The sequence below is a fragment of the Paenibacillus sp. FSL R7-0302 genome (genome assembly GCF_038006885.1).
GTDB lineage: Bacteria > Bacillota > Bacilli > Paenibacillales > Paenibacillaceae > Paenibacillus_AQ.
Genome location: NZ_JBBOWB010000001.1, coordinates 798,737 through 812,701 on the forward strand (window position 1 = coordinate 798,737; position 13,965 = coordinate 812,701).

Below are 13,965 nucleotides of genomic sequence, written 5' to 3' on the forward strand. Positions count from 1 at the left end.
GTTGGATACTACTGAACGTGTGCATTTTATAGGGATCGGCGGCTATGGTATGAGCGCGATTGCCCGGGTGATGCTGGAGATGGGATATACAGTTACGGGCTCTGACGTAGCTGCCCAGGAGTTAACGGAGAAATTGATTGCCAAAGGTGCCAAGGTCTTCATCGGGCATACGGCGGAGCAGGTAAAAGGCGCGGATCTGGTCGTCTACTCCACGGCGCTTGCCGCGGATAATGTGGAATGGGTGGAAGCAGAGCGGCTGAAGATTCCCATTCTGCACCGTTCGCAGATGCTGGCCCGGCTGCTGAATGAACGCAAGGGCGTTGCGGTGGCCGGAGCGCACGGCAAGACTACCACCTCTTCCATGATTGCTCTGGTGATGGAAGACTGCGGCGTGGACCCTACCTACATTATCGGCGGGGAGATTATGAATGTCGGCACGAATGCCAAAGCGGGACAAGGGGAATTCGTCGTGGCAGAGGCCGATGAGAGTGACGGCTCGTTCCTGCAGTACCACCCTTGGCTGGGAATCGTTACGAACATTGAAGCTGACCATCTGGAGAACTACGGCGGCGACTTCGGCAAGCTGAAGGATGCTTATGTTCAGTTCATGAATCAGCTGCGCGAGGACGGAACAGCTATCGTATGTGCGGATGATGAGAATCTGAAATCCCTGCTGCCTAAGGTAAAAGGTACAGTGATCAGCTACGGGATCGAATCAGAGACGGCTGATTATACAGCGACTGATATTGTTCTCGGCGACCGGCAGGTATCGTATACGATGAACCATGGAGCTGAGGTGCTAGGCCGGATTGAGCTCTCTATTCCGGGACAATACAATCTGTATAACTCTATGGCGGCAGTGATTTCCTGCCTGAAATCGGGCATTGCCTTTGAAGCCATTGCGGCTGCGATTGTGAAGTTCCACGGCGCCAAACGGCGCTTCCAGGTGCTGGGCGAGGTTGACGAGATTCTCGTCATTGATGATTATGCGCATCATCCCACAGAGATTCAGGCTACGATCAGCGCCGCCAAGGCAACCGGCAAACGCATTATCGCCGTGTTCCAGCCGCAGCGCTACACGCGTACCTTCTTCCTGCTGGATGCTTTCAGCCGCGCGTTCAGCGAGGCGGACGAAGTGATTATTACCGATATCTACTCCCCTGCGGGTGAGAAGCAGATTGAGGGCGTCACCTCCGCCAAGCTGGTAGAGTTGATTGTACAGAACAGCAACGCCGGTGCGCGGCATCTGCCGACGAAGGAAGCTGTGCTGGCAGATCTGCAGAACCGCATTGCTCCCGGTGATCTGGTCATCACCATGGGTGCAGGCGATATCTGGAAGGTCGGTTATGCGCTGGCAGACAGCCTGAAGAACCGGTAAAATAGTATCGCATGACTACAGAAACGGCTCCACATTCCTTTAATAAGGAGTGTAGGGCCGTTTTTTTGCATACGAAGTTAGAGGTTATAGATAATAATGATATTGCCGATATAAGCTGTGAATGATATCGTTCGGAATAGAGCAGGTATATCCGCATAGTTCGGTGGTGTGTTGATGAGCTTTCAGCTTGATATTAAGTCGCTGTTATACTTGTTCATTCTGGGAAATTTATTTTCCGGCCTGATGATTACGTTTTACCGCTATCACTTCCCCAAAGACATTGCCTCCAGTCTGTTCATTGCCTCCAAGTGGATTCAGGTGACCTTCTGGAGCTCCATTCTACTCTGGGACTATCTTCCCCATAGAATCGCTGTGCCTCTGAGCAATGCGCTCATTCTGGCCGGCGGAGGGCTGGAGATCGCTGCGCTGCTGATGATGATGGGTATGCTGGACCGCCGGGCGAAGCTCTATTATCTGGCAATCACGGCAGGGAGCATACTCAGCTTCGTTATCGTTGCCCTGTTCTTCAACCATCCGAATATACGGGTCGCAACGACCTCGTTATGGGTCATGCTGTTTGTGCTCTACCCAGGTTGCCGACTGACAGCGAGCCCGGAGCGCTCTCCGCTCCAGAAGATACTCGCCACCGTATTTTATGCGATTGCAGCGGTGATGCTACTCCGGTCGTTCGTTGCGCTGGCGGTGGAGCCGGATATGGGACCGCTGACGACTAACCCGGCGCAGTATTTGTATTATCTCGGGATGTTCCTGATGCTGATTGGAGGCATTGCCGCCTTCATTCTGCTCTCCAATGAGCATTCCTACCAGAAGCTGAAGCGTATCGCCACCTATGACAGCCTGACCGGGATTCTCGGCCGACGGGCCTTCCTGCTGGAAGCCGAACTGAAGCTGGCGCTGGCTGCCAAGAAGAGGGAATATTGTTCCCTGCTGCTGCTGGATCTGGATCATTTCAAAAAAGTGAATGATACCTACGGGCATGACACCGGCGACAGTGTGCTGCAGGATTTCGCCCTCACTGCTGAGAGTACGCTTGCAGGCGGCGACTTGCTCGGAAGGGTAGGCGGCGAGGAATTCGCCATTCTGCTGTACGGGCAGGATGCGCTTAGCAGCAGCCATCAGGCGGAAGCACTGCGGGAGACGCTGGGGGAGGCCTCTGTGCATTGTCTGCCCTGCGGGTATACAGTCAGTATTGGTATAGTCTCTGTGCTGCCCGATCAGCAGACCAGCTTGAACGCACTTTACAAGCTTTGTGATCTGGCGCTTTATCAGGCGAAGCAGGAAGGGCGGGACCGTGTGGTCAGGGCCCGGGTAACCGGACGCTCGAATACATATCATACATAGACATATCGTCAAACAAAGGGGTGGACATGATGACAGCCGGCTTAGATTTGAAGACATTGCTGGCTTGTCTTTTTTTCGGCAATCTATTTACGGTTCTGCTTATTCTGGCATACCGGCCCAGTTATCCGAAAGAGAAGACAACCCCATTGTTCCTGACAGCCAAAATTCTGCAGCTCGCTATTCTGCAGCTGTTATTATTAGAGGGAATTCATGATTTACCATTCGTGCTTCCAAGTCTTATTCTCTTGAGCGTGGCTGCAGGAACTGCGGAGATTCTGGCTCTGCTGAAGAAGCTGGAAGCCGATTCCGAACGAATGAAGCAGCGGTATTACGCGCTGGCCGGGATATCTGCGATAGGTCTGCTTCTGCTCAACCTGCTGCATCCGGATGTCCCCGGGCTAATCGCAGCCTCTGCGCTTACGGGTGCCATTCTGCTGCTCTATCCGGCCTATCTGTTATCCTGGAAGGCGAGAAAGACCCCGCTGCAGGAAATTACGGGTATGCTGTATGGCGTGGCTATCCTCTCTCTGCTCAGTAAGGCCAGCGGCCTGTTCTATCTTCCGCCTGCCGGCTCGATTGCAGCGGCGTGGCTGCAGAGCTATTTCTATGCGGGGATCTATCTGCTGATGTTCCTCGGAACTGCGGGCTTCATGCTGCTCTCCCGGGAACAGTCCTATGCGGAGCTGGAGCGTGTGGCAACGTATGATGAGCTGACGGGCGTCTTGAACCGCAGGGCCTTCGTGCTGCGTGCCCAGCCTCTGATTGCTGCCGCCGCCAAGGAGAAGATGCCCTTCTCATTCATGCTGCTGGATGTGGACCACTTCAAGCAGGTTAATGACACCTATGGCCATGATACGGGAGACCGGGTGCTGCAGGATTTCGCCCGCAGGATTGAGCGCCAGCTCGGCAGCGGGGATCTCTTCGGAAGATTCGGGGGCGAGGAATTCGCGGTGCTGCTGCACAGGTCGGATGAGGAAGATGGTGAGCGAATTGCGGAACGGCTGCGCTGCTCTGTGCTTGGTGCGACGGTCGAAGGCATGCCGCTATCCTATACAGTCAGCATCGGTCTGATTACGATTCTCTCCGGTGAACGCATGCCGCTTAGCACCTTATACAAACTGAGTGACACCGCACTATATGAGGCGAAGCAGCGTGGAAGGAACTGCGTGGTCAAACACCCTAACTTGGGTAATAGATCCTAGATGTCCCGGGCAGTCCAGGGCGAATTGATCATTGGAGAGTAGGAGAAGAGGCCATGAAGGAACCGTTGCTATTCATTTCCGCAGAGAATCCATATCCGCAGGATAGCGGGGGCAAGCTGAGAACAGGCAACATTCTGAAGCTTCTGCAGGGCAAATATGAGGTAGAGCTCATCACCTATGCCAATCCCCGGAAGACAGGGACACCGGAGGGACTTCCGTCACTTACAGTGTATGAAGTAGAGCGTACGGTCAGCTACCGCAGAGCGCTTCTTCGATCCCTCTATACCTGGCGGAACTGCTCGTATATGAGCCATGTCGATGTGGACATGAAGGCGAAGATTATGGAGCTCTGCAGCCGGAATTCCTACGGTCATGTATTTATTTCGCACAGCCTGCTGGGCTGCTGCATCGACATTGTACAGCGCTGCTTGCCTGACACTGTGATCATTACCGATGCGCATAATTTCGAGAGCGGACTGTCTGCACAGCTGGCAGGCGGCAAAAAGGGGATCGCCAAGGTCTACTATTCCCTTAATGCTATATGGACGCGCAGGGATGAGCTGAAGCTGATGGACAAGACTGATCTGCTGCTGACTACTTCGGAAGAGGATGCTCTGGCCTTCAAGGCACTGGCTCCAAGCCGGTCGCAGAAGGTTCATGTCATTCCCAATTTCATACGCATGGAGGATTACCGGACCAAGAGTCAGCAGTCCAAGGAGCAGTGGATTATTCTTCCGGGTAATATGAACTACTTCCCTAACATTAACGCAGCCCTCTACTTCTACCGTGAGGTATATCCTCTGGTTAAGGCGAGGGTACCGGACATTAAGTGGTATATTGTCGGACGGGATGTGCATCCGGAGGTAGCGGCACTGGCCTTGAAGGATTCCTCTATCGTCATCACCGGGTATGTGGACAGTGTGGCGGATTATATACGCAAGGCGCAGGTGGTCGTAGCTCCGCTCCTGGAAGGCAGCGGGACAAGGCTGAAAATTCTGGAGGCCTGGGCGCTGAGGACGCCTGTCGTATCCAGCTCCAAGGGGGCAGAAGGGCTGCTCTATGAGCATTCGCGGAATATTATGATTGCCGATGACCCGGTTTCCTTTGCCGATAGTGTGACACTGCTGCTTCAGGATCATGAAAGAGGAGTAGTGCTCGCGGACCGTGCATACGAGACTCTGCTGGCGAATTATGAGGCGGAAAGTGTCAAGGATAAGCTGCTTCGTCTGGTCTGAAGGGATATGGAGGGTAAAATAATTATTTTTCCCCATAAATCGACAACCTTCTCAGGGGGATTGCGTTACTATAGATCTACATCGAAAGTTTCACATTTCTGGGCTGGATGTCATCCGGCCTTTTTTGTTTCGTACATAATCATACACATTTACATAGAACCAAGGAGCTATAGCCATGAGAGAGAGAATGCTTTTCCTTTCTGCCCGGAGTCACACACCGGGAGACCGGGAAGGAGACATCAGAATAGAGAATTTCCTTAATATGCTGCTGGAGCGGTTTGATATCGATCTGCTGGAGTATTGCTACCACCGCCGCGAGACACAGATTCTGCGCAGTCCTGCCCTGACCGTGCATCAGGTGAAGCGGCCTGCGTCCACCCGCAGAAGCCTGCTGTTTCCGCTGAACAGGCTCCGCAGGGATGCCTCGATGATCGGCAATGACAAGTCGCTGCGGGCGGTAATAACAGAGATGTGCAACCAGCATGCCTACAGCCATGTGTTTGTCTCGTATGCCATGCTCGGCAATGGGCTGGATCTGGTCGCCTCGCTGCTTCCCGGGGCTGTTATCGTCACCGACGCCCGCCGTGCCGGTGGCATACGGGTGCAGAGCCGGGCGGCTGGCAAGCGGGGAATAAGTACAGGCTACCGCAAGCTGAATGATGCGCTGATCCGCCGCGAAGAGCGCCGGTTAATGAACAAGACCAGCCTGCTGCTGGCCGCTTCAGAAGAAGAGGCGCTGTCCTTTAAGGCGCTATCCTTTGCCGATGCAGGCAAGGTGCATGTTGTTCCGCCGTACATTAATCTGAGTGAACCCCCTTATGCGGCTGCGGGAGATACTGCCAAGGAGAACTCTATCGTTCTGCACTGGGACATGCATTCCACTGAAGGCAAGAATGCAGCGCTGCTGTTCTTCAAGAAGGTATATCCGCTGATCCGGGCAGCGGTGCCGGATATCCGCTGCTGCATTATTAGCAGAGCGGTGCATGCAGAGGTCGCAGCTGCCGTCCGGAAGGACTCTTCTATTTCAATTATCAGTGAAGCCATAGAGACAGCCGATTATATCCGCAGGGCCAGAGCTGTGGTTGCCTCATGCTGCGAGGACTGCGGCGCTCAGAGCAGCATTCTGGAGGCCTGGGCCCTCCGCACGCCGGTGGTCAGCAGCCTGAAGGGCTCGGAGGAGCTGATCTGCGAGCCGGGGCGGAATATTCTGCTGGCCGGAACAACGGCCGGCACTGCCGATCATCTGATCAGGCTGCTGACGACGCCGGAGCTTGGCTCTATTATTGCGGATCAGGCCTACCGGACACTGAGCAGGCATTATGCAGCAGACGGTGTGAAGGCGAAGCTGCTTAGTCTGGTGTAAATATATTAAAATAGCATATCTCTCTCGCATCTTTCATATCTTTCAGTATAGAACTGAAGATCGCGAGGTGAGGGTATTGAATAACGGAAGAATGACATTCCGCTTCGACGGGAACCAGAGCAGACAGCGGACAGAGACGGCAGAGCGCCGGGCAGTGAACGAAACCGGTGTGGTTCTGGAGAATAAGGACACTGACAAGGTGCAGCGCGGGGAAATTAAGACATCCTCCTATTCCAAGGCCGATGAATATATTGTGGATCTGGAGAAGGTGGAGCTGCTCCGGCCTGTAGAGGCAGCTTACTTGAAGCCCCCGGGCTCCGCCCGCCGGAAACCGAAAGCTCCTGAGGATAACTATGATTTGGGGCTGTATTCTGTTGTCCGTCCTGCTTCTGCAAGGCATCTATGGGAACAGAGTGAAGATTCGGAGGAGCATTCCTTCTATGGAGGGGCGAGTGAAGAAGGTCTGCATTCAGCAGATGAGTACTACCCGCTGTATGAAGATAACCGTGAATCCGCTACAGACAGTCATGATCAACCGGGAGCTCAAGGGAATAGCTACGGCGGCTCTTATCATACCCGCCGTCCCTCGTATTGGTGGAAGTTCGCACTGTCCGTCGCTGGAGCGCTGGGAACGGGAATTCTGCTCGGATACGCAGCCCTGTCGTTCATCACAGGAGGGACGGGGGAGACTGCTAAAGCTCCCGGCAATGCAGCGGTTAAGACGGGAATCACTCAGGGGCAAAAGGCGGCAAACAGCGGTAACGCAGCAGAGATTACGGGCGTGCCTCCTGAGCAGACGGGAGAAGCGGTGAGCACGCAGATTCCGGTTCAGGTTGCGCCGCAGAGCTATTATCTGCTGCAATATGGCGTGTTCAGTACACCGGCAGGAGCGGAGCAGGCCCGGCAGGAGCTGCTGACCGCCGGCCTTGCCGCAGGTCTTGACCCGGCAGACGGCAACCGTGTGTACGCCGGATTGTCGCCTGACCGTGAGCAGGCCAAGCTGCTCAGCAATGGCCTTAAGGGGCAGGGCATCGAGCTGTACGTGAGAGAAGTGGCCCTGCCAGCTGTGAACCAGGTCCGCTATACCGGAACGGCGGCGGCGGTAGACAGCTACTTCAAGCTTAGCAGCCAGCTGTTAAGCGAGCTCAGCAGCTTGTCTGCTTCCCTGCTGGGCGGGGGAGACAGCGGGAACGCTGGCGGAGCGGTAAGCGATCTCCATATGCAGTGGACCCAGGCAGTCAAGGCACTGGAGCCGGGCCTGACCCCGGAAGGGCAGAGAATCGCTGACGGGCTGGAGAAATCCATGAGCCAGGGGATAGCCGCCCTGAACGAATACAATAAGAATAAGGCGGAGGGGCTGCTCTGGGAGGTGCAGGAGGCCATGATGAGCTTCCTGACCGGCCAGAAAAGCCTGTTGTCCGCCATGAGCTGACAGCTGAGGCGTAATGCACCGCTGACTATAGGCTAAATAAATGATCCTCCGTACCAGGCATTTGCCCGGCGGGGGATTGCTGTATTTCCAGACGTAATCCTGCGGTGTGATAAGATCCGCAGGCTGCTTACGTGGTAAACATTCCCTGGATGGATTTTGAGTTTGTATTGCACTCCGTTTCACCGTATAATAATTAGGGTGTCAAAAAATGGCGAGGGAAGACTTGAATGAAGAAGAAAAATGTAGGAACACTGCTGTTATTTCTTATTCTGGGCTGGCTGGCCGGAGCCTGGATTGCCAAGCTGCTGGAACCTGTACAAGCTCTGTCTTTTCTTACAGCTTCGACTGTTCTCAAGTGGTCGCCGCAAGCCGATTTAGACATCATAACCTATGACATCACAATCCATTTGAAACTGTGCCTGCTCAGTCTTGCCGGGATGATTACAGCCGTATGGCTGTACCGCAGGCTGTAGCCTTAGCTGGCAGCATCAGGAAGGGACGTTAATTACAGTGGAGCATGACAATTCGCGGCATATTATTCTGGCCTCGGGTTCGCCGCGGCGGCGTGAGCTGTTAGCCTCGCTTGGCCTGCCCTTTGAGGTGCTGTCCAGCGATGCTGATGAGAGTACGCCGTCTGAATGGAGTCCTGAAGCTATTGTACGGAATCTGGCTCTGCGTAAGGCAGAAGCTGTGATTCCTGTTGCAGGAGACCGGGATGCCGTTATTATCGGCAGCGATACGATCGTTGTGCTTGACGACATGGTGCTCGGCAAGCCGGCGGACGAGCAGGACAGCGCCAGAATGCTGGGCATGCTGCAAGGCCGGACGCATCAGGTATACACCGGGGTGGCCTGCATCGGTACTGCAGAGGGACGTACCCTGGTAGATCATAGGGTAACCTCTGTAACTATGAGAGCCATGAGCGAAGAGGAAATCTCCGCTTACATAGCGACCGGGGAGCCTGCCGACAAAGCCGGCTCTTACGCGATACAAGGACTGGGCGCCACCCTGGTGGAAGAAATTGAAGGCTGCTATTTTAACGTGGTCGGTCTGCCGCTGTCACTGCTGAGCGGTATGTTGTCCGGGTTCGGCATTTCGGTGCTGAACCGGTAAGGGTAGCCGAAGAAAGAAGGTTAGGGATGGAGTCGCAATCATTTATGCTGCGTGACCTCCCCCATGAAGAACGACCACGAGAGCGCATGATGCATTATGGGGCGGAATCATTAAGTCAAGCGGAGCTTCTGGCTATCCTGCTGCGCACAGGTGCGCACCGTGAATCAGCCCTTCTTATCGCCCAGCGGCTCTTGAGCCATGCAGGCGGTCTCCGCGGACTGGCGGATCTGAGCATTGAAGAATTGACAACAATTAACGGCATCGGCCCTGCCAAGGCCGTGCAACTCAAAGCAGGCATAGAGCTGGGAAGACGGATGGCGAATTCCCGGCTTACCGGACCGGTCATTATCCGCAGTCCCCAGGACGCGGCGGAGATTCTGACCGAGCAGCTGCGTTATTTGCAGAAGGAGCATTTTATCTGTCTGTTCCTGAATACGAAGAATCATGTTATTGCGCAGGAAACATTGTCCATGGGTAGCCTTAATGCCTCCATTGTGCATCCCCGCGAGGTGTTCCGGGCAGCCATGAAATGCAGCAGCGCAGCAATTATATGCGCACATAATCATCCGAGCGGTGATCCTACACCAAGCCCTGAAGACATCTCACTGACTTCCAGGCTGATGCAGGCAGGCGAGATTGTCGGCATTGATGTGCTGGATCATCTGGTGATCGGAGACAGCAGCTACGTAAGTTTGAAAGAGAAAGGCTACATGTAATACAATTGTCTAGATTCACATGGAAAAGGAGCATACAAGATGTTAGGTGGTTTTACGAAAGACTTAGGAATTGACTTGGGGACAGCGAATACGCTCGTCTACGTGCGCGGTAAAGGGATCGTTGTCAGAGAGCCGTCCGTGGTTGCTATTAATACCGATACTAAGACGATAGAAGCAGTAGGGGAATCCGCCAAAAAAATGATCGGACGCACACCGGGCAACATCCGTGCCATCCGTCCAATGAAGGACGGGGTCATCGCTGATTTCGATACTACAGCAACTATGATCAAATATTTCATCCGCCAGGCCCAGAAGCAGCGCTCGATGTTCCAGCGCCATCCGAATGTCATGGTCTGTGTGCCTTCCGGAATTACAGCCGTTGAACAGCGTGCCGTTGAAGATGCTACGAAGCAGGCCGGCGCGCGGGAAGCTTACATTATCGAGGAGCCTTTTGCTGCTGCCATCGGTGCAGATCTTCCTGTATGGGAACCAACCGGAAGTATGGTTGTAGATATCGGCGGCGGAACTACCGAGGTGGCGGTAATCTCACTCGGAGGTATTGTTACCAGCCGTTCTGTACGTGTGGCAGGGGATGATGCAGATGAGTCTATCATCCAATACATCAAGCGCCAGTATAACCTTATGATCGGTGAACGTACCTCCGAGCAACTCAAGATGGATGTGGGCTCTGCCCTGCCGCTTGAGAAGGCTGAGACGATGGAGATCCGCGGACGCGATCTGGTAACCGGTCTGCCGAAGACGCTGACCATTACCTCTGATGAAATCTGCGAAGCTCTGTCCGATACTGTGAATGCAATTGTTGAAGCCGTGAAGGTAACGCTGGAGAAATGTCCGCCGGAGCTGGCTGCCGATATTATGGACCGCGGCATTGTGCTTACAGGCGGCGGCGCACTTCTGCGCAACCTGGACAAGCTGCTGGCGCGTGAGACCGGAATGCCGGTGATTGTAGCCGAGAATCCGCTGGACTGTGTTGCAATCGGCACAGGCAAGGCGCTGGAGAATATCCACTTGTTCAAAAGCCGCAGCAGTTCGGGCCTCCGCTCCAAACGCTAGGATCATGCGGACTGTGAACGTCAACCCCTGAGGTTGGAGAAATACGGTTATTAGAGGGTGCTCGAGATTGTTCAAGCTGTTTAACAATAAACGACTGTTTATATTGCTGATTACGCTGGTTACGTTTATCGTTCTGATGGGCTTCAGCCTGGGGCAGAGGAAGACCCTGTCCTGGCCGGAGAACTTCCTCAGAGATACGACCGGATTCGTGCAGAAAATGTTCTACAAGCCCGCTGGATACGTAGCGGGCTTCTTCCAAGATATCGGGAATCTGAAAGAGCTGGCCGAAGAGAACAAGCAGCTTAAGATTCTGGCTGCACAGTACGCCCGGGATAAGGCACAATTTAATTTCATTAAAGCCAAGAATGAACAATATGAAAAGGATCTTCAATTCACTAAAGCTCAAAAGAACATATATAAATATGAATATCTTATCTCCAATGTGGTCAGTGTAACGACAGAACCGGGCAATAATACACTTGTTATTGATCTCGGGGCAAAAGATGGCATCAGGCTGAATATGTCCGTAACTTCTATAGAGGGGCTTGTAGGAGTTATAAGCAATGTGAGTAACTTCACCTCTACCGTGAAGCTGATGACGATGATGGATATCAACGACCCCAATTCACAGCCTCCTATAGCAGCAACCGCTGTTAACAAGGAAGGCAAAACCTTTGGAATGATTGAGAGCTATGACCAGCAGACCGGAATGCTGCTGATGAACAAAATTCCCGTAGGTGACCCCATTGCCAAGGATGATGTCATTATCTCTTCGGGCATTGGCGGACGATATCCACGCGGTATGCCTATCGGCACGGTGGAAGAAGTGAAGATCGGACAGTTCGGATTAACCTCTACAGCGATTATCAAGCCGGCGGCAGGATTCCAGGACTGGAAGGAACTCTTCGTTGTCTATACGGAGGAGCGTGTAGAATAGTGAGGATGCGCAGACCTGTCCTGGTACTTTTGTTATTCTTTTTGTTTATTGTGGAAGGTACAGTGCTTCCCTGGCTGATTCCTGACGGCTGGCAGATGCGGATTATTCCTAATCTCGTCTTCATCGTCATTCTGTTCGTAACGGTGTACCATCACCGGCATTCGGCACTTATTCTGGGTTTGTCGTTCGGCATGCTGCATGATGTGGTCTTCTATGGCCGCATACTGGGTGCTCATTCCTTCGCTATGGGTTTATCTGCGTACCTGATCGGGCTGATATTCCAGATTCCCCGTGCTCCGCTGCCGCTCATGATGACAGTGGTGCTGCTGGGCAGCCTGCTGGAGGACAGTATTCTTTTTGCCATCTATAATGTGTTTAATCTAAGCCAGGAGCCGTATAATTGGGCACTCTTGCATCATATGCTGCCTACCATGCTCATTCATTTTGCTGCAGGCCTGCTTCTCTACATTCCGCTCCGGCGCCAGCTGGAGCTGCTGAAGAAAGAGACTATCGATGAGGAGGCTGCGTAAGCTGCAGCAGCATTTTCTTATCACCCAAAGAAGGAGTTTGCCCGGCCCGGCACGAATGAATGAGGATAGGGGGACAGGCATATGACAGTTAAATCCAAGCACGTAAGGATTAAGGGCATCAAGGATGGCCTGGTATTCCTGCTAGACGACAAGTGTCCCTTTGAAGATCTCTTAAGCGAGCTTCGCTACAAGCTGGAGCACAGCCATCAAAATATTCTGACCGGACCGATTGTGCATGTGGATATTAAGCTGGGCAACCGTGCTGTTACTGAAGAAGATAAAGAGGCGGTACTGGAGATCCTCAAGAGTCAGGGGAATCTGTTAATCCGTTCGGTTGAAGCTATTGAAGATCCTGAAGAGAAGGATACGGAAGCCTTGTTCATGATGAGCGGAATGCTCCGCTCGGGCCAGGTGCTGCATCATGAGGGCAATCTGCTGTTCCTCGGGGATGTGAATCCGGGAGGAACCATTACCTGTTCAGGGGATATCTATATTCTTGGAGCACTCAAAGGGATGGCACACGCCGGAATCAACGGTAACCAGGAGGCCATTATTGCCGCTTCCCTGCTCGCGCCTACCCAGCTCCGGATTGCTGAGATTATCAGCAGGCCTCCGGATGAATGGGGAACCCGGGAGAGCAGCATGGAATTTGCCTACTTATCAGGCGGTGCTATGCAAATCGACAAAATTCATAATATAGTGAAGTTACGTCAGGATTTAAATGTGTTTAAAGGGGTGTAGCCTCCATGGGAGAAGCGATTGTCGTAACCTCGGGCAAAGGCGGAGTTGGCAAGACAACCACAACAGCCAACATTGGTACCGCACTCGCCTTGCAGGGCAAAAAAGTATGTCTGGTGGATACCGACATTGGACTGCGGAATCTGGATGTTGTCATGGGGCTGGAGAACCGGATCATCTATGATCTTGTCGATGTGGCGGAAGGCCGCTGCCGTCTGAATCAGGCGCTGGTCAAGGACAAGCGCTTCGATGAGCTGTACATGCTGCCCGCTGCCCAGACCAAGGACAAGACTGCCGTTACACCGGAGCAGGTCAAGGATATCATTCTGGAGCTTAAGAAGGAGTACGAGTATGTTCTGATCGATTGTCCGGCCGGCATTGAGCACGGCTTCCGCAATGCGATTGCCGGTGCTGACAAAGCCATTGTGGTCACCACTCCGGAGCATGCTGCGGTGCGGGATGCGGACCGGATTATCGGTCTCCTGGAGCAGTCATCGGTAGAATCTCCGAAGCTGGTGGTCAACCGGATTCGCCAGGGCTTGATCAAGTCCGGGGATATGCTTGATATCGAGGATATTCTGCAGGTGCTTAATATTGATCTGATCGGGATTGTACCCGATGATGAACAGGTCATCCGGGCGGCGAACAACGGGGAGCCTACCGTGATGAACCCGGACTCCTTAGCAGCGATCGCCTACCGTAATATTGCCCGGCGTATTCTTGGCGATGCGGTGCCGCTGATGCAGCTTGACCAGAAGACGGGCGCCTTCAAGAAGCTCAAGAAATTTTTTGGAATGGGCTGAATCCCGGCCACGCACTTATACATGGCAATCTTCAGTTAAGAGCCCGCTGCTGAGAAATCACCGGCGGGCTTATTTTTGTTGT

At 53.5% G+C, this 13,965-nt stretch carries 14 protein-coding genes; all 14 read left to right on the forward strand.

What is annotated here, in order from left to right:
• Position 1: 1 nt before the first annotated feature.
• The 14 genes from murC (at position 2) to minD (ending at position 13,883) form a co-directional block, all read left to right on the forward strand.
• Positions 2–1,378, forward strand: coding sequence for a UDP-N-acetylmuramate--L-alanine ligase (gene murC / locus MKY96_RS03490; RefSeq protein ID WP_076079445.1), 1,377 nt, complete (start codon positions 2–4; stop codon positions 1,376–1,378).
• 174 nt (positions 1,379–1,552) lie between these two features.
• The gene (locus tag MKY96_RS03495) at positions 1,553–2,740 is read left to right on the forward strand and encodes a GGDEF domain-containing protein (protein WP_340938660.1); all 1,188 of its coding nucleotides are present in this window, start codon (positions 1,553–1,555) and stop codon (positions 2,738–2,740) included.
• A 29-nt stretch (positions 2,741–2,769) separates the two neighbouring features.
• Entirely contained in the window at positions 2,770–3,942 is a 1,173-nt protein-coding gene (locus MKY96_RS03500; protein ID WP_340938661.1) for a GGDEF domain-containing protein, read from the forward strand.
• Between the two features lie 53 nt (positions 3,943–3,995).
• Complete coding sequence (locus MKY96_RS03505) at positions 3,996–5,177, forward strand: glycosyltransferase family 4 protein (RefSeq protein ID WP_340938662.1); 1,182 nt, start codon at positions 3,996–3,998, stop codon at positions 5,175–5,177.
• A 175-nt stretch (positions 5,178–5,352) separates the two neighbouring features.
• Complete coding sequence (locus MKY96_RS03510) at positions 5,353–6,540, forward strand: glycosyltransferase (RefSeq protein WP_340938663.1); 1,188 nt, start codon at positions 5,353–5,355, stop codon at positions 6,538–6,540.
• Positions 6,541–6,616: 76 nt separating this feature from the next.
• Entirely contained in the window at positions 6,617–7,972 is a 1,356-nt protein-coding gene (locus MKY96_RS03515) for an SPOR domain-containing protein (RefSeq protein WP_340938664.1), read from the forward strand.
• Between the two features lie 227 nt (positions 7,973–8,199).
• On the forward strand, positions 8,200–8,445 hold the full coding sequence (locus MKY96_RS03520) for a DUF4321 domain-containing protein (RefSeq protein WP_076079449.1): 246 nt from the start codon (positions 8,200–8,202) through the stop codon (positions 8,443–8,445).
• Between the two features lie 37 nt (positions 8,446–8,482).
• Entirely contained in the window at positions 8,483–9,085 is a 603-nt protein-coding gene (locus tag MKY96_RS03525; protein ID WP_340938665.1) for a Maf family protein, read from the forward strand.
• Between the two features lie 26 nt (positions 9,086–9,111).
• Positions 9,112–9,801: a RadC family protein gene (gene radC / locus MKY96_RS03530; RefSeq protein WP_340938666.1), complete on the forward strand. Its 690-nt coding sequence runs from the start codon at positions 9,112–9,114 to the stop codon at positions 9,799–9,801.
• A 39-nt stretch (positions 9,802–9,840) separates the two neighbouring features.
• Entirely contained in the window at positions 9,841–10,875 is a 1,035-nt protein-coding gene (locus tag MKY96_RS03535; protein ID WP_036725912.1) for a rod shape-determining protein, read from the forward strand.
• 67 nt (positions 10,876–10,942) lie between these two features.
• On the forward strand, positions 10,943–11,812 hold the full coding sequence (gene mreC / locus MKY96_RS03540) for a rod shape-determining protein MreC (RefSeq protein ID WP_340938667.1): 870 nt from the start codon (positions 10,943–10,945) through the stop codon (positions 11,810–11,812).
• Positions 11,812–12,342: a rod shape-determining protein MreD gene (gene mreD / locus MKY96_RS03545; RefSeq protein ID WP_340938668.1), complete on the forward strand. Its 531-nt coding sequence runs from the start codon at positions 11,812–11,814 to the stop codon at positions 12,340–12,342. The genes mreC and mreD overlap by 1 nt, the downstream gene beginning before the upstream one ends.
• A gap of 81 nt (positions 12,343–12,423) precedes the next feature.
• Positions 12,424–13,083 (forward strand): septum site-determining protein MinC, encoded by a 660-nt coding sequence (gene minC / locus MKY96_RS03550; protein ID WP_036698972.1) that lies wholly within the window; start codon positions 12,424–12,426, stop codon positions 13,081–13,083.
• Positions 13,084–13,088: 5 nt separating this feature from the next.
• A complete protein-coding gene (gene minD / locus MKY96_RS03555) occupies positions 13,089–13,883 on the forward strand; it encodes a septum site-determining protein MinD (protein ID WP_076079452.1) in 795 nt (264 codons plus the stop codon).
• The last annotated feature ends 82 nt before the right edge of the window (positions 13,884–13,965 follow it).

Bases quoted from the DNA above. Each gene is read 5' to 3' on its own strand.
- MKY96_RS03495 (WP_340938660.1), top strand. From the start codon at position 1,553: ATGAGCTTTCAGCTTGATATTAAGTCGCTGTTATACTTGTTCATTCTG.
- MKY96_RS03500 (WP_340938661.1), top strand. From the start codon at position 2,770: ATGACAGCCGGCTTAGATTTGAAGACATTGCTGGCTTGTCTTTTTTTC.
- MKY96_RS03505 (WP_340938662.1), top strand. From the start codon at position 3,996: ATGAAGGAACCGTTGCTATTCATTTCCGCAGAGAATCCATATCCGCAG.
- MKY96_RS03510 (WP_340938663.1), top strand. From the start codon at position 5,353: ATGAGAGAGAGAATGCTTTTCCTTTCTGCCCGGAGTCACACACCGGGA.
- MKY96_RS03520 (WP_076079449.1), top strand. From the start codon at position 8,200: ATGAAGAAGAAAAATGTAGGAACACTGCTGTTATTTCTTATTCTGGGC.
- radC (WP_340938666.1), top strand. From the start codon at position 9,112: ATGGAGTCGCAATCATTTATGCTGCGTGACCTCCCCCATGAAGAACGA.
- MKY96_RS03535 (WP_036725912.1), top strand. From the start codon at position 9,841: ATGTTAGGTGGTTTTACGAAAGACTTAGGAATTGACTTGGGGACAGCG.
- minC (WP_036698972.1), top strand. From the start codon at position 12,424: ATGACAGTTAAATCCAAGCACGTAAGGATTAAGGGCATCAAGGATGGC.
- minD (WP_076079452.1), top strand. From the start codon at position 13,089: ATGGGAGAAGCGATTGTCGTAACCTCGGGCAAAGGCGGAGTTGGCAAG.